23 protein-coding genes are annotated in these 19205 nt (G+C 53.8%); 16 read left to right on the top strand and 7 right to left on the bottom strand.

The annotated features are described in order from the left end of the window. Complete coding sequence (locus WN53_RS13925) at positions 1–606, bottom strand: hypothetical protein (RefSeq protein WP_024483883.1); 606 nt, start codon at positions 604–606, stop codon at positions 1–3. Positions 607–1065: 459 nt separating this feature from the next. On the opposite strand from WN53_RS13925, the gene WN53_RS13930 reads away from it, so the two are divergent. Then, positions 1066–1848: a DeoR/GlpR family DNA-binding transcription regulator gene (locus tag WN53_RS13930; RefSeq protein ID WP_024483884.1), complete on the top strand. Its 783-nt coding sequence runs from the start codon at positions 1066–1068 to the stop codon at positions 1846–1848. 2 nt (positions 1849–1850) lie between these two features. Continuing rightward, complete coding sequence (locus tag WN53_RS13935) at positions 1851–2234, top strand: VOC family protein (RefSeq protein WP_024483885.1); 384 nt, start codon at positions 1851–1853, stop codon at positions 2232–2234. On the opposite strand, the gene WN53_RS13940 is transcribed toward WN53_RS13935, so the two are convergent. Beyond that, entirely contained in the window at positions 2235–3143 is a 909-nt protein-coding gene (locus WN53_RS13940; RefSeq protein WP_024483886.1) for a LysR family transcriptional regulator, read from the bottom strand. A 125-nt stretch (positions 3144–3268) separates the two neighbouring features. On the opposite strand from WN53_RS13940, the gene WN53_RS13945 reads away from it, so the two are divergent. The 3 genes from WN53_RS13945 to WN53_RS13955 all read left to right on the top strand — a co-directional run bounded on the left by WN53_RS13945 (position 3269) and on the right by WN53_RS13955 (position 5332). After that, complete coding sequence (locus tag WN53_RS13945) at positions 3269–4156, top strand: pirin family protein (RefSeq protein WP_024483887.1); 888 nt, start codon at positions 3269–3271, stop codon at positions 4154–4156. A gap of 114 nt (positions 4157–4270) precedes the next feature. Next, positions 4271–4897, top strand: coding sequence for an isochorismate family cysteine hydrolase YcaC (gene ycaC / locus WN53_RS13950; protein WP_024483888.1), 627 nt, complete (start codon positions 4271–4273; stop codon positions 4895–4897). Positions 4898–5077: 180 nt separating this feature from the next. After that, a complete protein-coding gene (locus WN53_RS13955; RefSeq protein ID WP_024483889.1) occupies positions 5078–5332 on the top strand; it encodes a hypothetical protein in 255 nt (84 codons plus the stop codon). Positions 5333–5366: 34 nt separating this feature from the next. Here the strand turns inward: WN53_RS13955 and WN53_RS13960 are convergent, their stop codons facing one another. After that, on the bottom strand, positions 5367–6152 hold the full coding sequence (locus tag WN53_RS13960) for a helix-turn-helix transcriptional regulator (protein WP_024483890.1): 786 nt from the start codon (positions 6150–6152) through the stop codon (positions 5367–5369). A gap of 119 nt (positions 6153–6271) precedes the next feature. Between WN53_RS13960 and WN53_RS13965 the strand changes: the two genes are divergently transcribed. Further along, complete coding sequence (locus WN53_RS13965) at positions 6272–7042, top strand: class I SAM-dependent methyltransferase (RefSeq protein WP_024483891.1); 771 nt, start codon at positions 6272–6274, stop codon at positions 7040–7042. 42 nt (positions 7043–7084) lie between these two features. Here WN53_RS13965 and aqpZ read toward each other — a convergent pair whose 3' ends face one another. Then, entirely contained in the window at positions 7085–7780 is a 696-nt protein-coding gene (gene aqpZ / locus WN53_RS13970) for an aquaporin Z (RefSeq protein WP_024483892.1), read from the bottom strand. 424 nt (positions 7781–8204) lie between these two features. Here aqpZ and WN53_RS13975 point away from each other — a divergent pair, with 424 nt between their 5' ends. Together WN53_RS13975 and WN53_RS13980 are read left to right on the top strand one after the other, a co-directional pair. Beyond that, positions 8205–9566, top strand: a complete 1362-nt coding sequence (locus WN53_RS13975; RefSeq protein WP_024483893.1) for an esterase-like activity of phytase family protein — start codon at positions 8205–8207, stop codon at positions 9564–9566. A 334-nt stretch (positions 9567–9900) separates the two neighbouring features. Continuing rightward, on the top strand, positions 9901–10182 hold the full coding sequence (locus WN53_RS13980; protein ID WP_024483894.1) for a YdgH/BhsA/McbA family protein: 282 nt from the start codon (positions 9901–9903) through the stop codon (positions 10180–10182). A 151-nt stretch (positions 10183–10333) separates the two neighbouring features. Here WN53_RS13980 and WN53_RS13985 read toward each other — a convergent pair whose 3' ends face one another. Next, the gene (locus WN53_RS13985; RefSeq protein WP_024483895.1) at positions 10334–10795 is read right to left on the bottom strand and encodes a GNAT family N-acetyltransferase; all 462 of its coding nucleotides are present in this window, start codon (positions 10793–10795) and stop codon (positions 10334–10336) included. Between the two features lie 229 nt (positions 10796–11024). On the opposite strand from WN53_RS13985, the gene WN53_RS13990 reads away from it, so the two are divergent. Further along, positions 11025–11543 (top strand): GNAT family N-acetyltransferase, encoded by a 519-nt coding sequence (locus WN53_RS13990; RefSeq protein ID WP_024483896.1) that lies wholly within the window; start codon positions 11025–11027, stop codon positions 11541–11543. Between the two features lie 119 nt (positions 11544–11662). Next, positions 11663–12187, top strand: coding sequence for a shikimate kinase AroL (aroL, locus tag WN53_RS13995; RefSeq protein WP_024483897.1), 525 nt, complete (start codon positions 11663–11665; stop codon positions 12185–12187). Positions 12188–12291: 104 nt separating this feature from the next. On the opposite strand, the gene WN53_RS14000 is transcribed toward aroL, so the two are convergent. Then, positions 12292–13014, bottom strand: a complete 723-nt coding sequence (locus WN53_RS14000) for an AraC family transcriptional regulator (RefSeq protein WP_024483898.1) — start codon at positions 13012–13014, stop codon at positions 12292–12294. 98 nt (positions 13015–13112) lie between these two features. Between WN53_RS14000 and WN53_RS14005 the strand changes: the two genes are divergently transcribed. From WN53_RS14005 to ppnP, 6 genes are all read left to right on the top strand, one after another. Beyond that, positions 13113–13502, top strand: coding sequence for a nuclear transport factor 2 family protein (locus WN53_RS14005; RefSeq protein WP_024483899.1), 390 nt, complete (start codon positions 13113–13115; stop codon positions 13500–13502). A gap of 58 nt (positions 13503–13560) precedes the next feature. Then, positions 13561–13755 carry a YaiA family protein gene (locus WN53_RS14010; protein ID WP_024483900.1) on the top strand — a complete coding sequence of 65 codons (195 nt, stop codon included), beginning with the start codon at positions 13561–13563 and terminating at the stop codon, positions 13753–13755. A 406-nt stretch (positions 13756–14161) separates the two neighbouring features. After that, a complete protein-coding gene (locus WN53_RS14015; RefSeq protein ID WP_024483901.1) occupies positions 14162–14935 on the top strand; it encodes an IclR family transcriptional regulator in 774 nt (257 codons plus the stop codon). Between the two features lie 218 nt (positions 14936–15153). Further along, positions 15154–16722 (top strand): OPT/YSL family transporter, encoded by a 1569-nt coding sequence (locus WN53_RS14020; RefSeq protein WP_024483902.1) that lies wholly within the window; start codon positions 15154–15156, stop codon positions 16720–16722. Between the two features lie 60 nt (positions 16723–16782). Then, on the top strand, positions 16783–17712 hold the full coding sequence (locus WN53_RS14025; RefSeq protein ID WP_024483903.1) for a DUF1177 domain-containing protein: 930 nt from the start codon (positions 16783–16785) through the stop codon (positions 17710–17712). A gap of 184 nt (positions 17713–17896) precedes the next feature. Continuing rightward, a complete protein-coding gene (gene ppnP / locus WN53_RS14030; protein WP_021180225.1) occupies positions 17897–18187 on the top strand; it encodes a pyrimidine/purine nucleoside phosphorylase in 291 nt (96 codons plus the stop codon). A gap of 76 nt (positions 18188–18263) precedes the next feature. Here the strand turns inward: ppnP and rdgC are convergent, their stop codons facing one another. Beyond that, positions 18264–19175 carry a recombination-associated protein RdgC gene (gene rdgC, locus WN53_RS14035; RefSeq protein WP_021805520.1) on the bottom strand — a complete coding sequence of 304 codons (912 nt, stop codon included), beginning with the start codon at positions 19173–19175 and terminating at the stop codon, positions 18264–18266. Positions 19176–19205 lie beyond the last annotated feature (30 nt).

Consider the following 19205-nt stretch of genomic DNA (forward strand, 5'->3'; position numbering starts at 1 on the left):
CTAGAAATCTCTATCACTGATTGGATGATATTGATCTGGCCCTTCCTCTGAAAAGGTTAATGGCAGCCTGCCATCGGGCCGATCTGCCAACGAGAGGGCCGTACGGAAGCTACAACCGCTGTGGATGTTTTTCACCTTCATCACATAGCGGCCGTTGGGCTCCAGCTTGATATTGAAGCTGCTGGCGGCGGGGAGGAACACCTCGGCCAGCAGTTGCTTGCTGGTGTTCTCTAGTTTGACCAACACGGCAAATTCATTGTGCTGATTATCCAGCGCCAACGTCTGCAATTTGCTGCCTGCTTGCCAATCTGGCTCATGCAGATAACCTGCCGAAGCGGGCCACGGGCTGCCCTGATTGTCGGACAGCGGCCCAACGCAGTGTTGGCGAGACTCTCGTAACGGGGCTTCCCGCTGGATCACGTAATTCTGTGGTGCGGCAAGGGTAAAACTCTCCTCCTGTACTCCTTCACTCAAGTGGCGTTTAGCCAGCAAAACCCCGGCTGCAAGCAGCATAAAGAAGATTAACAGGGTCAGTCGATTGCGGAAGATCGGTGCCAATAGTCTGCCCGGCAGTTGAAACAGCCAGCTTGCAACTCTCAATAGCATTGTTTTTCCTTTATGGCCGCCTGCCTTTCAAGCCGCAATTTGCCTTTCAATAGGTGTTTAATCAGAGCGTTACGTCTGCGTTAACGTAACTTTTTCCAGTATAGCCAACATCCTGACGGCGAAAATCGCCAAAAGCGCTTTTTCTCAGATTGATGACATTGTCGTCGGGGTGCCGCTTGAATAATCAATGGTTAGCTGGTGCCCGCTGTTCCCCTCACCCCAACCCTCTCCCCAAAAAGGAGAGGGGGTCGGTACGGCGCTGTGGTTGGGTATAGAGGCGATCTGTAACACCAACGATTGGGCTCAAAACGTAGGGGCGCTGCATGCTGCGCCCGTTTTACAACACCTACGTTTTGAGCGGGTGGGGTTGTTAGCCGTCTTCTTTTTAGACAAAGTGTTTGTACGGTTTTATACGTTTGTGTACATTGTTGTTCATTGTCACTTATCCGGACCTTCAGAATGTCAAAACTGCTGCCTAATGAACGCCACCAGGCCATCCTTGTCACCTTGCAACAGCAGGGGCGAGTGCTGGCGATCGAAATGGCGGCGCAACTGCATACCACCGAGGCCACCATCCGCCGCGATCTGCGCCAACTCGCGGCGCAAAACCTGTGCAAACGGATCTATGGTGGTGCGTTGGCGCTCACGCCTGCCGGTGGCTATTTGGCCGAGCGGGTTGAGATTAGTGGCGATGAAAAACATCGGCTGGCCCAGGCAGCCTTGGCTCTGATCCAGAGCGGGCAGGTGATCTTTCTCGATGCGGGTAGCACCTATCTTTACCTGGCCGATCTGCTGCCCCGCGATCGGCAACTCACCGTGGTGACCAATGCGCTAAGCGTGGCCAGTCGCTTGCTGGAACGCCCCGGGATCCGCACCATTATGATTGGCGGTGAGGTGGATGCAGAAATTGGCGGCAGCGTCGATGCCAAGGCATTGGCCGAGATTGCCTCGTTTCGTTTCGACATCGCCTTCACCGGCGTCTGTGCTTACGATCCCGACAGTGGCTTTACCGCACTGCGCTATCAGGAGGCGCAGTTCAAGAAGCAGATGCTGGCACGTGCTGGCAACGTCGCGGTGCTGTGTACCCGTGACAAGTTCAATACCTACGCGCCTTATACGCTAATGCCCGCCAGCCAGGTCGATTATCTGGTGATTGCCCGTGGCGGCCATACGCAACTCGAACAGCAGGTCACTCTCAGCGGTGGCAACGTGCTGTATATTCCCGCAGATGATGGAGAGTGAGGATGAAAATCGCCCATGTTGCCCTATGGACACAGGATATTGAGGCTCAGGTCGGCTTCTGGCAGCGCTATTTCAATGGCGTAGCGGGGGAGGAGTATGTGAGCAAGAATCGCCCAGGCTTTATCTCGCGCTTTGTTCAACTGGCGGATGGCCCCGCGCTGGAGATCATGTGCGTTCCTGGCCTGTTGCCAGGGGGGAAAAGTGAGGAACGCGTGGGTTGGGCCCATATTGCGTTGTCGCTCGGTAGCGAGGCGTTGGTGGATGAACTGGCACAGCGGGCCAAGCAAGAGGGGATTTTGCAGGCGGCACCGCGCTGGACCGGTGATGGCTTTTATGAGGCCATCATTCGCGATCCAGACGGCAACGCGATCGAAATCACCGCCTGATCACGCTTCCTCCAGGGTGGCAAACTGCTGAGCCAGAAAATCTATCAGCAGCCGTACCGCTGGCAGCATGCCACGGCGTGAGGGATAGACTATGTGGATCACGCCGGTCTGAGAATGCCAGCCGGGCAACAGCTGTACCAGATCGCCCCGCAGGATCTCGTCGTGCATCATCATGGTCGGTAGTTGAACGATACCGGCCCCGGCAATTGCTGCAGTACGCAGCATCAGCATATCGTCGGTGACCAGTCTGGGCTGATGCTCCCACTGGAACGTCTGCCCCTCCGGGCCGCTGAGTTGCCATTGATGCTGCGTTCTGGCCGGGCCGAGATCGAGCGTTGGGTAGTTCTGTAACCCAGCAGGCGAATCGATGGCGCCGATGGTACGTACCAATGCCGGGCTCGCTGCGATGCACCAGCTGCGCTGAGCCAGGATTTTCAATACCAGGTCACTGTCTTCTAACGGTGGTGGCCTGACGCGAATCGCCAGATCCAACCCTTCACCTACCACATCGACCCGGCGGTTGGTCGCCTCCAAGTGCACCGTCACCTGTGGATAATCCGCCATAAACCTGGCCACCATGCTACCGATACGCGTATGCAACATCGCCACTGGGCAAGACATGCGTACCGTGCCGCAAGGCTCCGCCCGGGTCTGTTCGATCGCCTGCTGTGCCGCTTCGGCCTCAACCAGCATCGCCTTGCAGTGCACATAATAGCTTTGCCCTAAATCGGTCACCGAGAAACGCCGGGTTGAACGCTGGATCAGGCGTACGCCGAGCCGCTCTTCCAACTGCGCCACGCGGCGGCTGAGTTTCGATTTAGGAATGCCAAGTGCACGCCCTGCGGGGGCAAAACCCTGATGGTCTACTACACTGGCAAAGAAATACAGATCGTTCAGGTCTATCTGCATCGGTTCCCTTATCGTTCTATTAATAGAACACTGAGTGTATATCTTGCCGACTACTGCTGCAAATCGCCTTGGACTAAACTTCTGTCATCAACGTTAGGCCGCGAGGCCTGCAACAGGAGTTTAAGATGAAAAAGATCCTTGGTGTTTATAACAGCCCGGAAGCTCACTGGGTCGGCAACGGTTTTCTGGTGAATTCCCTGTTCTCGTATAACGAGCTGGGTGCAGAGATGAGCCCGTTCCTGCTGCTGGATCACGCTGCGCCAACCAAATTCCGTTCGCACAGTGGCCGACGTGGCGTGGGGCAGCATCCCCATCGCGGGTTTGAAACGGTCACCATCGTCTATCAGGGCGAAGTAGAGCATCGCGATTCCACCGGCAGCGGTGGGGTGATCGGCCCTGGCGATGTGCAGTGGATGACGGCAGCGTCGGGCATCTTGCACGAAGAGTTTCATTCCAAAGACTTTTCGCAGAAAGGGGGCACCATAGAAATGGTGCAACTTTGGGTCAACCTGCCAGCCAAAGACAAAATGGCGGCGCCGGGTTACCAGACTTTGCTCAACCAGGATATTCCTGTCGTGCCTCTGGCGGATAACGCCGGGCAGGTCAGGGTGATTGCCGGGAACTACGGCGGTCATGCTGGCCCAGCGCGTACCTTCAGCCCGATCAACGTGTGGGATATGAAGCTGAACGCCGGGCATACCACCACCTTGCAGGTGGAGGAAGGGCATACGCTGGCCGTGGTCATGCTGCATGGGGCGATTCTGGTCAACGGCGAGCAGATTGTGCGGGAAACGCAAATGGTGCTGCTGGATCGCGCTGGTGACTCCATCACCCTTGAGGCAAATGGTGACGTCAGCTTGCTGGTGCTGAGTGGTGAGCCTATCGATGAGCCTATCGTCGGTTACGGCCCCTTCGTGATGAACAGCGAGGCGGAGATCCAACAGGCTTTCCGTGATTTCAACAGCGGTCAGTTTGGCGCGATGCCGCTGACTACCGCAGGCAGCAATCAATAACCTCTGTGTCCCGGTACGGAAAACGAGCTCCGTATCGGGCGCATATTGCAAGACAACCTCTGTATCGTGGCCCTATTCGTCGGGCCGAACTTACCCTTAGGAAGGAGTTGTAACATGACAGCAAATTACAAGCGTCTCGATAAAGACCAGGCCGCCGTGCTGCTGGTGGATCATCAGGCTGGGCTGCTATCACTGGTACGCGATATCGATCCCGATCGTTTCAAGAACAACGTATTGGCTCTGGGTGACCTGGCAAAATACTTCAATCTGCCGACCATCCTGACCACCAGTTTTGAAACTGGCCCCAATGGTCCTTTGGTGCCCGAGTTAAAGGCCCAGTTCCCTGATGCGCCTTATATCGCACGCCCTGGTCAGATTAACGCCTGGGACAATGAAGACTTCGTTAAGGCAGTTAAAGCCACTGGCCGCAAACAGTTGATTATTGCTGGCGTAGTGACGGAGGTCTGCGTGGCGTTCCCGGCATTGTCGGCACTGGCTGAAGGTTTTGAGGTCTTTGTGGTGACCGATGCCTCCGGTACCTTTAACGAGTTGACGCGGCAATCCGCATGGAGCCGCATGGAAGCCGAAGGGGCGCAGTTAATGACCTGGTTCGGCGTGGCTTGCGAATTGCACCGTGACTGGCGTAATGATATCGAAGGCTTGGGGACGCTGTTTTCCAACCATATTCCAGACTATCGTAACCTGATGACCAGCTACAGTGCGCTGACCTCAGGCAAGTAATCGGTGTGGCGCAGCTATCAGGCTGCGCCCTGTTCCAATAAAACGTCTCCCCAAATCTCATCCCCCTCTCTTTGCTCAACGGGCAACGTATTGAAATTTACGCTTCTTTACTGAGAAACCGATTGAAAATTCAGCGGTATTTCCCCATATAATGGAGTGTTAATTTCACAAGGAGCGCGTATGGGAATCAGTGAAGAAGAAGCACTCCGCCGGTTGAGTCTAGAAAAAAATGCCGTCGGCAATTCGGCGAAATGGGTGGCAATTGTTTCAGCCGCTTACTTTGCTCTGATGGCGTTTTATGGTCATCCCACCGGCGTATTGGCCATGTCCGGCGCCATTTTTATCGTTTCAACCACCACCTGGCTGAAGAAACGCCAGAAAGTCAAAGCCTACCGCCAGGTTCTGGCCAAGATCGGCACAGACGAAACGGTCTGATGCCGTTTGCCAGGCGCAATAATTTTTTAGCGGACTAGCATAACGGCATTAACATAACCAACTTCAACCCGCTGTGCTCCGCCGGGTAGAACGTTACCTGCTGAAAATGCCGCTCCCCCTGCTGTGGGTGGCTGAAGGTACGTTCACCGCCTTCACGGGCCATCACGTCCTGCTGCTTCCACCAATGATGAAAAGCTTCGCTGTTGTGGGTCATATTGCGCACAAAGGCGCGTATCTCTTCCGTTCCCTGATGATGGCTGGTTTCGGCACGAAACTCGGCCACCACTCGTCGAGCCCGATTTTCCCAGTCACTGACCAGCACCTTCGCCTGAGGGTGAAAAAACATGAAGTGCAGCAGGTTGGGGGTTTTTGCCTGCTTAAGCCAATCGCAGAACAGCTCCTCCGCCTGTGGGTTCCATGCCATCATATTCCAGGTGAGATCCAGCAGATAACAGGGTACGGTCATTTGATGCACGCTTTGCAGCACGGCGGCATTAACCGTTTCCTGCGGCTGTTCTTTTTCAGGATCGGCGATATGTGCCAAGGTGAACAGGTAGTGCCGCTCGGCATGGCCCAGCCGTAACGCCGTGGCGATGCGTGCCAGCGTATAAGGGGAAATTGACACCTCGCGCCCCTGTTCTATCCAGGTATACCAGGTGGCACTGATGCCACTGATTTGTGCCAGTTCTTCACGGCGCAAACCACTGGTGCGGCGGCGTGTAGCGGTGGGCAGGCCCAGCATTTCTGGCGTGATCCGCTCGCGGTGCGCACGCAAAAAGGCACCTAGGGCTTTCTGGCTGGATATTGCGTCTGATTCCATTAGGGTGGTACCTGTTTATACTAGGATAACTGCTCATATTGTACCCGTATAGCTGCTTGATTATAGTCATTACCAGCCATCTCGGCACCGGCGTAAGCCAGATAATAATGGGAGCAGCTATGAGCATCAGCAACAGCCATAAAAATGCGGTCGACCGCCAGTTTGGCGAACAGGCCAATGCCTACCTGACCAGTGCGGTACACGCGCAAGGGAAAGACCTGCAACGCCTGGCCAAGCTGTTGGCAGGCAGTACCGATGCCCGCTTGCTCGATCTGGGGTGTGGGGCAGGACACGCCAGCTTTACCGCTGCGGCCCATGTTGGGCAGGTGGTGGCGTACGATCTGTCGGCGCAGATGCTGACGGTGGTCGGCAACGCGGCGCAGGAAAAGGGATTGGAGAATATTCAGCTGCAGCAGGGCGTAGCAGAGTCGTTACCCTTTGATGATGCCAGCTTTGACGTGGTGATCAGCCGCTACTCGGCACACCATTGGCACGATGTGGGTCGGGCACTGCGTGAAGTTAAACGGGTATTGAAGCCAGGCGGGCGAGCCATCTTTATGGATGTGGTTTCCCCGGGGCATCCGTTATTGGATATTTATCTGCAAACGGTCGAAGTGCTGCGGGATACTTCGCACGTGCGCAACTATGCACCAGGTGAGTGGCTGAGCATGTTGACCGAGTCTGGGTTGTTGGTGCGGGAAGTCACGGCCGATCGTTTGGATCTGGAGTTCAGCAGTTGGGTGGCGCGGATGCGTACGCCTGAACATTTTGTCACGGCGATCCGTGCGTTACAGCAGGGGGTAGCAGAAGACGTTAGCCAACACTTTGCGATTCAGGCCGACGGCTCATTTACCAGTGACATAATGATGTTCGAAGCGGTGAAAGGTTAATATTTCAGGGCAGCCGTTGCGGGCTGCCCTGAAAATCGATGCTTACTTCTTGTCTTCTAACAGGCAACGGTAGATCAAACCACCGATAACACCGCCGATTAGCGGTACCAGCCAGAATACCCACAGCTGTTGCAACGCCCAGGTACCCTGGAAGATTGCCACGGCGGTACTACGTGCCGGGTTAACTGAGGTATTGGTAACAGGAATACTGATCAGGTGGATCAGCGTCAACGCCAGGCCGATAGCCAAAGGCGCAAAGCCTGCCGGTGCGCGTTTATCGGTCGCACCATGGATAACGATCAGGAAGAATGCGGTCAGTACCAATTCAATAACGATGGCGGCCTGCAAAGAATAACCACCCGGTGAATGCTCGCCGTAGCCGTTAGAAGCAAAACCGCTGGCAGTTGCATCAAAGCCGGTTTTACCGCTGGCAACTAAATAAAGTACCGCGGCGGCAGCAATACCACCAATCACCTGGGCAACCACATAGGGAATAACATCTTTGGCAGGGAAACGGCCGCCTGCAAATAATCCCATAGTGACCGCTGGGTTAAAGTGCCCACCAGAAATATGGCCGACAGCATAGGCCATGGTTACCACGGTAAGGCCGAACGCTAAAGCCACACCAGCAAAACCAATACCTAATTGAGGAAACGCTGCGGCCAGCACTGCGCTACCGCAACCACCGAACACCAACCAAAAAGTACCGAAAAATTCGGCAAAAAGTCGCTTTGACATAGACTCCATCCTGCTGGGGAAAAAACTAACGGGCGTTAGCACTAAAACTATAGAGCACCTTTTTAATATTGTAGTGGTCTAAAGCATAAATTTTCGCGCACACCTTCGATGACGGCCGGTATTAAAGCCCTATCTTTTTATTTTGTCTATGCGAAAGCGAGTATTTTAAGAATTTATCTTATTTTTTGCTGTTTTTTTATCTTGGTGATGGGTAATTATCTTATTTTGTATAGGATTAATTCCGTGTTTTATTTTTAGTGTGGGTAAATTCTTATTTTTCAATTGGTTTTTATCACTCAATAATGAAGGGCTGATTGTTTATTTCTATTTGTTATCCGCTAATGTAGACCCGGCTGTCATGAAAGTGTCACTGTCGATGGTTAGGCTCTCAGGCTGTTACTTCCCCTTACAAAGAGTTAATGCTATGAGAATCAAACCGCTTGGCGTGTTGTTGGCCTCTGTATTACCGCTGTTGTCCCATGCTGCCGATATTGGCGTTGCTCGTTACAACGTCAGCTTTCCTGATGGCGATCGCGTGAGCTATTCCGGCGCTTTTGCCAGCCAGTTTCCCAATGGGCTACCGGTAGGGATTGGTTCCGGGCTGGTATTTAATGGCCAGGAAGGGGGGAATCTGCTGCTGACCACCGTGACCGATCGTGGCCCGAACGCCGATGCGCCAGCAATCGGCAAACAGGAGGCCAAGATTTTTGCCAACCCGGCTTTTGTTCCCCTATTGATGGAAATCCGTATTGGTGGCGGTAAGGCTATAGCCACCCAAGCGCGTCCTCTGCACGATGATAAAGGCCCTATAAGCGGCTTGCCGCTGCCTGGTAACCTGATTGGCTCAACGAATGAAGTGGCATTGACGGATACGCTCAAGCCGCTGCCGAGTGACAAACGCGGGTTGGATACCGAAGGGATCACGCCAGACGGCAAAGGAGGCTATTGGCTGTGTGACGAATATGGCCCCTTCCTGATCCATATCGATGGCCAGGGTAAAATTCTGGCGAAATATGGCCCAACGCCGTTAGCGGGGGAGCAGGCGGTTGCCAGCGGTCTGCCAAACATCATTAAATGGCGTCAACCGAACCGGGGTTTTGAAGGCGTAACTCGTTTGCCGGATGGGCGGATCCTGGCCGCGGTGCAGAGCACGCTGGATATCGATGGCAAGAGCAAAAACCAGGCGCAGTTTACCCGTTTGGTCAGCTTTGACCCTGCCAGTGGCAAAACGGCCATGTATGGTTATCCGATCGATATCACCCGTTACCAGAAAGCCAAAGATGCCAAGATTGGCGATATCGTGGCGGTCGATAATCAACACATCCTGCTGATTGAACAGGGCGGTGACAAAGACAAACAGATGATGAACAAGATCTATCTGGTTGATCTCAGCCAGGCCAGCGATCTGACATCGTTCGACGGCCAGGGCAAAGCGCTGGAATTTGCTGATGCCAGCGAACTGGCCAAGCGAGGGGTTAAGCTGGCCCAGAAACGTGAAGTGGCCGATCTGCGTAAACTGGGTTGGCAGCAGGAGAAGGTAGAAGGATTGGCGCTGATCGACAACCGCACACTGGCGGTGATTAACGACAACGATTTTGGTTTGCAGGCCAAGCTGGTCAACGCCGAGCCTGAAGGGAAGAAGATTGGCGACTATCAGCTGGATCAGCAAGGGAAGCTAAGTTTGGCAGGTAAACCGGTAAACACGACGATTGAATTGCGGCCATTGGAACAGCCAGAGTCCTTGAGCGAACTGTGGGTGTTAACTCTGCCAGAGCCCTTGCGCTGAACGGGCGTAGCAAGTCGATAGAGGAATGTCTGCCGGATAATTGGGCCAGGTTTGGCCCAATTATCCGTTGAGCGGAGCAGGGAGAAGGAAAATTGCTTTAAAATAAACCGGGTTATCTCAGTTGACTAAATATAATTATTAATTTTTTCAAATAGAGCGTAAAATTTGCGCTATAAATAAAGTTATGCGCTATCAGGAAATACCCACTCTCACTTTCTCCTTATTTTGCTCACAATGATTGAGCTTCTTTACATTGGATGACGTCTGTTTTCAATGGTTAACGCATAATTAACCTCACTGAGAACGAGTTCAAATGATAATAACGGAGTCAATCATGAAACTATTACCATGCATCGCAGCAGCACTGATCGCCACCGCTTCATTCTCCACCCTGGCCGCAACCATGGGCGCCAAACAGGTTGATAACACTCAAGCCAGCAGCATGCAGAGCATCGGCGTGGTGTCAGTTTCCGGTATCAGCGGCTCACCGGATGACGCTATCCATGCGTTGAAACAAAAAGCGACTGAAGACGGCGCAACACACTATCGAATCATTGGCCTGGATAATCCAGGGGATTCCAGCGCTTGGCGCGGTACGGCTGAAGTTTATCGTTAATTAATTCACGATAAATAGCTGAATGGCCAATTCGGTTGGCCAATATAATAGACGGCTGCGGATAATAATCTGTCCAATATTTTGTTGGTTGATTATTATCGCAGCCTTTTGGTTTTTTATTTTATGATGCCCCGTTGCATTTGATTAACGATCACAGCCGCTTTTCCATCACCACCACTTCGTCGCCATATTGCTGGCGGCGTTCAATAGTCTGCCAGCCCCAACCGGCGTACAACGCCTCGCTGTGATCGGTGATCAGATGCAGAACGGGATGGTTGCGTTGTTGTGCCGCGCTGACGATCGCCTGCTCCAGGCGCTGGGCAATACCCTGCCGCCGATGATCCGGGTGTACAAAGACACCGGCCAACCAGGGGGAGAGATCCATGCGATGATGGTCGTCACTTGGCCACAGGCTGGCCATCCCCAGAGGGCGCTCGCCATCAATCAGCAGTAGCGTCAAGAAATCCTCGCTGGGTTTGCTGCACAAAGCAAAGCGTTGGCGGGTACGCTCCAGCGTACCGCCGCGTTGTGAGCCCCATTGGCCGAATGCCCAAGCGGCACAGACGTCGGCAAAGTGTGGGTAGTCTGTCAGCGTAACAATCTGTTGAGCCATATTTATCCCCCGGTGTTGTGATACCAATTTAGCCTGCAAGGCCGCAGCGTGGCGACTGCTTTTGGTTTTTTATCTGCTGATGTCGTTCTTGGAAAAGGAAGCCGTATCTTCGCTGTTGATTGAATATTTAAATGAGAGTAATTATCATATAGCACTTTATGGCGCTATTGGTGATTTCTGCCTGCGACAAAATCTGTTTAAATAGCCGGCCGCTAACCAGGAGCCAGACATGAGCCTGAAGCTACGCTTGGCACAACCGCAGGATATCCCGCAGTTGGTCGCGGTTGAACGTTCCGCCGCTCAGCTGTTTCGCCAGCAGCCAGAGTTACAGTTTATTGCCGAAGGCGAGGTGATGAGCCCGCAGCAGCACGTCGATTTTATCGAACAGCAGCAGGAGTGGGTGATGGCTAGCCCAACTGAGCAGATCGCCGGTTTTATCGCGGTGCAGCCATTTTCGCACAGCTGGCATATCGCCGAGCTTTCGGTTGCGGCCGATTGGCAGCGGCAAGGCGTGGGCAAGCGCCTGATCGAAGAGATTGCCGGCCTCGCCTTGCACCAAGGCATCCAACGGTTAACGCTAACGACGTTCGTGCAAGTGGCATGGAATGCACCTTATTACCAGCGCCTGGGCTTTCGCACCCTTCCTGTCGCGCGGCTGGATGCGTATCTACAGCATCTTCTGGCGCAGGAGGTAGAGCACGGGTTTGCTGCCAATAGCCGCTGTGCTATGGAATTTACACTATCGTAAAGATTGAAATACAGATTCAGGGCGGTATGATGAAGTTACAACGCCAACGCTCGATCGACCTGCGGGCAGCTTCGCAGGCAATCTAATGCATTCAGTCACCGCAAAAGGGACAACCCGTAATGACACAAGCCATTTTTATGGTAGGAGCTCGTGGAGCAGGTAAAACCACGGTCGGCAGTGCATTGGCGCAGGCGCTGGGCTATCGGTTTATCGATACCGATCTGTTTATGCAGCAAACCACGCAAATGAGCGTAGCGGACATGGTTGCACAGGTGGGTTGGCAGGGTTTTCGCCAGCGCGAAACCCAGACCCTGCAAGCGGTAACCCAACCGTCAACCATAGTTGCCACCGGCGGCGGGGCGATCCTGGCCGAAGAGAACCGGCGTTTTATGCGTCAGCATGGCACGGTGATCTACCTGCGTGCCCCAGCCAGCGTACTGGCGCAACGGTTGGCAGAGTTTCCGGAAGAGGGGCAGCGCCCAACGCTCACTGGCCGCCCTATTGCAGAAGAAATGATGGAAGTATTGGCGGTACGTGAGGCTCTCTATCAGGAGGCCGCACACCATGTCATGGATGGTACCGCTAATCCCCAGCAGGTAGTCGAGCAAATCTTGGCGGTCTTGCAAGGCGAGGCGGTAAAGTAACTTTCTCTGGCCACATCTTGTGCCACGATATCACTGACCAATCCCAACCAACTCGCTATGTGCTGTAGGGGCGCCGCATGCTGCGCCCGCTTAGCCTTATGCCGCTAAGTAAAATAAAGCCCTGGCGTTATGCCAAATCGCTGACGGAAGGCGGCAATATAGGCGCTGACGTTATCATAGCCACATTCGTTGGCCACGTTAGCGACGGGCATACCGGCCGATAGCGCCTCCAACGAACGGATCACCCTGGCTTGTTGACGCCAGCGGGAAAAACTCATACCGGTTTCCTGCATAAAGCGTCGGCTAAGGGTGCGGGGGCTTAAACCCGCCCATGCAGCCCATTCACCTTGTTGGCGATCATTGGCGGGATCGTTCAATAAGCCATAGGCAATTTTCAGCAACCGGGCATCTTGCGGCAGCGGTAGTTGCAGCGGTTCGGCCTCCTCGCTTCGCATCTCATCAAGCAGAACCTCCACCAAACGTTGTTGCGCCATGTCGAGCGGCGCAGAAAACTGTGCAATGCGTTCAACCAGCGCCGAGCTTAAGGCGTTGGCGGCGGTCAGGCGTGGCGTTGCCGCCAGTGTGTTGCAGCAGGCCTCAGGTAAATAGAGGATCCAGCCGATCACCTTGCCGCAGGCCAGCGCCTGATGAGGGCAGTGGGGCGGAAGCCAGCCAAGGTTACCGGCGGTCATCGCCCACTGCTGCCCCGCGGTTTCCAACATCATCATCCCGTGGCTCAACAGATAAACCTGCCCCTGTTGATGCTGATGCCAAGGCGTCAGGTGTTTTTTAGCGTGCAACAAACGTTCGCTGTGCAGTTTCATCAGATTGGCCGATTAGCGTTATTGAATATCTTGATACGGTTATTATGCCATTACTGATTACCTTTATGCTCTTCGGACGCTATCACACCGGAGAAAACAGCATGACTTACCAAACTCTTGTCCTGTCAGCTTTACAGCAAATTGTAGCCAACCCCGAACACCAGCCCGAGCTGATTGCCAAGCTGTTCAGCCGCCACTATCGCCAGACGGTGGATGGCCAGACGCTAGATTACCCGCAGTTTATCCAGCATATGGCCTTGCTTAAACAGATCACCTGCAGCATGCAGCTTGAGATCCTCGCCATCGCCGCCGCCGGGGAAAATGTCTTCACCCATCATTGGGTGAATATTGAAAAACGTGATGGCAGCCAGAGCCAGATCAGGGTGTTGGCTCATTTCACCGTGCGTGATAGCCAGATCCAATCCTGTGTTGAATTGACGCAGCTGCTGGCCGGTGAACACCAGGATCGGGATTTGGGGTCGCGCCGATAACTGGCATTTCAGGGGGGTTGTCTATACTTAACCGCAGGTCATCACACAGGAGAGCACTATGCCGAGTAAACCTCCCTACCCGAGAACGGCGCGTATCAAGGCCGTAGACAAGGGCGAAGTGGGCAAGCAGGTTCGTTGGTATGAGCTACGGGCCGATCACCCCAAACCCGATACGCTGATCAGCGAGCACGAAACCGAGCGGGAAGCGTTAGATGCCAAGCGGCGTTACGAGGATGAAAACCTGGGCGAATAGCCTGCGGTGTCATAACAAGTTGCCGGTATAAACCGGCTTCATTTTTTCAACTGCGTTGTGCTATCCATGACCGGTCTTCCCCCGCATTTGGGTCCATCCTCATCATTCTGTTCGAGACTTCTCTCGCTATTGGTATCTTACGCAATCTTTTAATAGCGGCATCCGCCGCGCTGATGACTTGGTGAATATTGGTATCTTATGCTGATATTGACGCTGAAAGACGGACATATGCCAATCATCTCGGAAAATGACTTTGCGATCTGTGCAGTATTTTCAATATTAAAGCATCATTCGCTGTAATTTCGCTGTGTGATAAAAATAAACTGCTTGACGATAAGTGGTGTGGGTTTTAGGTTTCTAAATATCGATTGGGAACTGGGTTCCATATAATGGAACAAGGCGAGCCATGACTACCTTGGAAAATGCTGCTGCGGTATTAAAACTATTTTCTCAACGGCAGATAACGCATGGCCAAGGGGGGATTTCTTTTACTGATGTCGTCGAAAGGTTGAGGTTGCCAAAAAGCACCGTTTCGCGTCTGCTACAAACGATGGAAAGCCAGGGGCTTTTAGAGCGGGATCCGCAAAGCCGTCAGTACCATATTGGCTATCTGCTGCTTGGGGTGGCCAGCCATTATCTTTCCACTCCGCTGGTGGAAAGTGCCACGGCGGCGATGATGCAGCTTAATCAGTTAACCTTCTGTACCGGCTATATATCGATGTTGGAGGGGCGGGAGAATTGGGTGATGCGTACGCTGCCTGGCCGCCATTTTTTGCAGGTGGTGACACCGGTGGGGGCCAGTTCGCCAGCGGCAGAAACCTCTGTGGGGCGCGCGATACTTGCGCGAGAAAGTGATGAGCAGGTGCGTGAGCGGTTTGCTGCTGGCTACCAGGTCGCTTCGGCAAACTCTCCAAAAACGCTGGAGGCGTTGCTGCAAAAGTTGGCAACCATCCGGCAGCAGGGCTGGTCATTGGCCCGTAACGAAACGCTGCCGGGTATCAGTTCATTGGCAACCTCGGTGATGAATAAGCACCGCAGTGAGACGGTGGGATTATGTCTTTCTTTCCCCTCACAAGCCGAGGATCAGCCTTATTCTCCCCAGGTGCTTGAGGCATTAATGACGGTTTCCCGACAACTGGCAGAAAAACTCGGTGATGACTATTGGCAAGAGATCAAATAGCTCACCGTAAACCGGCTTTATTAGCGCGCCAACACCAGGGCATGTCGCTGATTAGTTAATAGCAGAGGGAGTTATTCTGCCATTAATGTGGTGTGGCCAAGGCAGGCACTAAATAATTTATTTCACCGCGTAGAGTTTCGAATAATGGAACTCTATCGGAAATCCGTGTCCGAAATATTATTTTTGCCATTTAGCAGGGATATTCACAGGGTGGATTTATGAAACCAGAGACAACGAGTAATCCATTGAAAGATATCGGTACTCTACTGGTGATGGTGCTGTTATCCATCGTCGGGGCGATAATTGGCGTACAGTTGATCACCACCTTGGGCGTGACGCCCAATACTTCGATTATCGGTGCGCTGATCGCCATGCTGCTGGCACGGATCCCGCTGCGCATGTTCCAACGCTATCGTTCGACACATACCCAGAATCTGGCCCAAACAGTAATCTCCTCAGCTACTTTCGGCGCGGCCAATAGCCTGCTGATGCCGATTGCCGTGCCTTATGTCATGGGGCAACCGCAATTGATCCTGCCGATGTTTTGCGGCGTAGCGGCGGCGATGCTACTGGATGCTTACCTGCTGTACCGGATGTTTGACACTAAAGTGTTCCCGGCGGCAAATGCCTGGCCCCCAGGAGTCGCGGCGGCGGAGGCTATCAAGGCTGGTGACCGTGGTGGTAAACAGGCCTGGTTGCTGGTTGTCGGCGTTGTTGTGGGGATTGCAGGCTCCATGTTGAAGATCCCCATGGCGGCCTTCGGTACCGCATTTATTGGCAATATCTGGGCGCTGAGCATGTTCGGTGTTGGCCTGCTGCTGCGCGCTTATGGCCAGCCGCTGACCGGTGTCGATATCAATGCGCACTATATTCCGCACGGCGTGATGGTCGGTGCCGGGCTGGTGGCATTGATCCAGGTGGTACAGGTGATCCGCAACAAAAATCAAAGTTCGACATCGACCTATACCCAACCTGACAGCGAAGTACGCAAAGCCTTGGGTCTGGGGGCTGTCGGATATATCGTGATTGCCGGGATGCTGGCTTTGGGAGGCGGGTTATACAGCGAAATGTCGCTGACCATGCTGGTGTTGTTTGTCATCTATGCCGCGTTTGCTGCCTTTGTACATGAATTGATCGTCGGCATTGCGGCGATGCATTCCGGCTGGTTTCCGGCATTTGCGGTGGCGTTGATCACGCTGATCGTTGGGATCATGCTTGGTTTCCCTCCTCTGGCGCTGTGCATTCTCACCGGTTTTACCGCAGCGACCGGGCCGGCGTTTGCCGATATGGGGTTCGATCTGAAAGCCGGCTTTATCCTGCGGGGTCACGGTAAGGATTTACAGCAGGAGTTGCTGGGGCGACGTATTCAGCTGATTGCCGCCATGATTGCTTTTGTGATCGCCATTCCCGTGGTTTATCTCTCTTACACCAGCTATTTCCTGCAGGAGTTGATCCCACCGGTGGCCCGGGTATACGCCAAAACCATTGAGGCAGGAGCCCAGCCCGGTATTGCGTCCAGCCTGCTGATTTGGGCTATACCAGGCGCGATAGTGCAGTTTATTGGGGGGCCTAAACGCCAGCTCGGGGTGCTACTTGCGACAGGTTTGCTGATTAATAATGCCTTGGCAGGATGGGCGGTGCTTGCCGGTATCGCGCTGCGCATTCTGATCATCAAACGCTGGGGGGATAAAGGCCGCGCGCCGATGGAGATCATGGCTGCCGGGTTTATTGCCGGTGACGCGCTATACAACTTCTTCAACTCGATTTTTTCCAGCAAGGGAAAATAACGCCGTACCTGCAATTGCGGGAGGCATAAACCTATCAGGCAACATTTGCGAGGGATTAACATGAGTTTGCAACAAACGCTGCAGGTCTTTGAGCTGATTGATAATGCCTATGTCAAAGGGCAGGACGTGGTCGATCTGTTTACCCATTACCCGTTGGTCAAGGCCAGCACTCATCGTGTCAGCGGTGAGAAGGGCACCACGGATTTTGTCCGCATCGAGATCCCTGGCAGTGCAGGCAAGCAATCCGGTGGTGATGCGCCAACGTTGGGCATTATTGGCCGGTTGGGCGGCATTGGAGCTAGGCCCACGCGCATAGGATTGGTATCAGACGGTGACGGGGCGATTGCGGCGATCGCCAGTGCGCTAAAGCTGGCAGAAATGCAGCGCAAAGGTGACGTTCTGCCTGGTGACGTGGTGATCACTACGCATATTTGCCCGAACGCACCCACTCGCCCACATGATCCGGTCGATTTTATGGATTCACCCATCGATGACGTTACGATGAATGATAACGAAGTGGTGCCGCAAGCCGATGCCATTTTGTCGATCGATACCACCAAGGGCAATCGTATTATCAACCACAAGGGCTATGCGCTGTCACCGACGGTGAAACAGGGCTACATCCTGCGGGTGTCGGAAGACCTTTTGCGTATCATGGAAATGACCAGTGGCCGCCCGGCAGTGACCTTCCCGATCACCATGCAGGATATTACGCCCTATGGTAATGACGTTCATCACCTCAACAGTATCCTGCAACCCTCAACCGCTACGGCAGCGCCTGTAGTAGGTGTGGCAATCTGTACTGAGTCGGTAGTGCCGGGCTGTGGCACCGGTGCCAGCCATGAGGTGGATATCGCGCTGGCGGTGAAATTTGCCGTTGAAGTGGCCAAAGAGTTTGGGCGTGGTACCTGCAACTTCTACGATCCTGCTGAATATGACCGTCTGCTGGCGCTTTATGGCAGCCTGAGCCATTTTCAACAGCGGAAATAACCGTGATGTCTGCCAGATTGAATGAGCTATAGGACGTCGAGTGATGGCCATCGAACTCATTGTTTGATCCCGCTCATGTTTTGCCGTGCGTAACGATCGCATTTCGCATCAAAAACCAGTGACAGACCCGGATTCATCCCCCAATATGGAGATCCCTCAAAGATGATTACGCAGGTGCCAGTCTATGCTGAAAGTGAACGAGTATTTTGCCGGGAAAGTGAAGTCTATCGGTTACGATAGTAGCAGCATCGGTCGTACCAGCGTCGGGGTGATGGAAGAGGGTGAGTACACCTTCGGTACCGCGCAACCGGAAGAGATGACGGTGATCACCGGGGCATTGAAAGTGCTGTTACCGGGCGCACCGGATTGGCAGGTGTTTACGCCAGGCGAGAAGTTCTTTGTGCCTGCGCAGAGTGAATTCAACGTTCAGGTTGCCGATGCGACGGCCTACCTGTGTCGTTATCTGAGTAAGTAATCAGTCCAGTTTGGCCGGGGATGAAGATTTTCCCCGGCACTCCCCAGAGGGCGCAACTTGTTGCGCCCCTTCTGTTTTAGCGCTGTGCTTCGCCACCCAAGGCTTCGATGGTGTTGCTGATCAAGGCCGCCAGTTCGCTGGTCATCAGGATAAAGTCGGCATCGAAACGCTGGGCAAAATCTTCACGGTCGATATCGTCGTTCTGATCGCGCAGGGTATCGGCAAACTTCAGGCGCTTGAGTGAGCCGTCGTCGGCCAGCACCAGTTGAATGCGTTCCTGCCAATCTACCGCCAGCTTGGTCACCAGCTTGCCAGCTTCGATATGCACGGCAATCTCGTCGCTGATCAGGTTCTGCTTCTTACAGCGGATCACCCCACCTTCCTCCAGAATAGCCTTCAGTTCGGCCTCATCCTGAATGATAAAGCCGGCTGGCAGTTCGCCGGAGCGGACCCATTCGGTCAGCGTCAGCTCGATCGGGCTTTCCATGGTCAAAGGTACCACCGGCAGAGAACCCAGGCTCTTACGCAGCAGCGCCAGCATATCTTCGGCACGCTTGGCGCTGGCGGCATCGACCATAATCAGATCGTTAACGGTATCGATCCACATATAGGTCTGGTTGAAGCGGCTGAAGGCGCGTGGCAGCAGGCTGTGCAGCACTTCATCTTTCAGGGAGTCTTTCTCGGTTTTTTTCAGCTTGCGGTGCTGTTCGCCTTCCAGCTTTTCGATCTTGGCCTGTAGCTCTTGTTTCAGTACCGGAGAGGGCAGGATCTTCTCTTCTTTACGGGCGCAAATCATGATCTGGCCGTTAACCGCGTGCGTCAGCGCGTCGCTGTGAGAACCCATCGGGGAAACCCAGCCGGTTTTCGCCATGTCCTGGCTGCCGCATGGGGTGAAGGCAAAGGCGCTGAGCTGTTTTTCCATTTCATCCGCAGTTAGCGCAACGTCGCGGCTCAAACGGTAAACCATCAAATTCTTAAACCACAGCATAATGTTATCCCAGGCTGGGCGTGCATTTGG

The sequence above is a fragment of the Serratia fonticola genome (genome assembly GCF_001006005.1).
In the GTDB taxonomy this organism is placed as follows: Bacteria; Pseudomonadota; Gammaproteobacteria; order Enterobacterales; family Enterobacteriaceae; genus Chania; species Chania fonticola.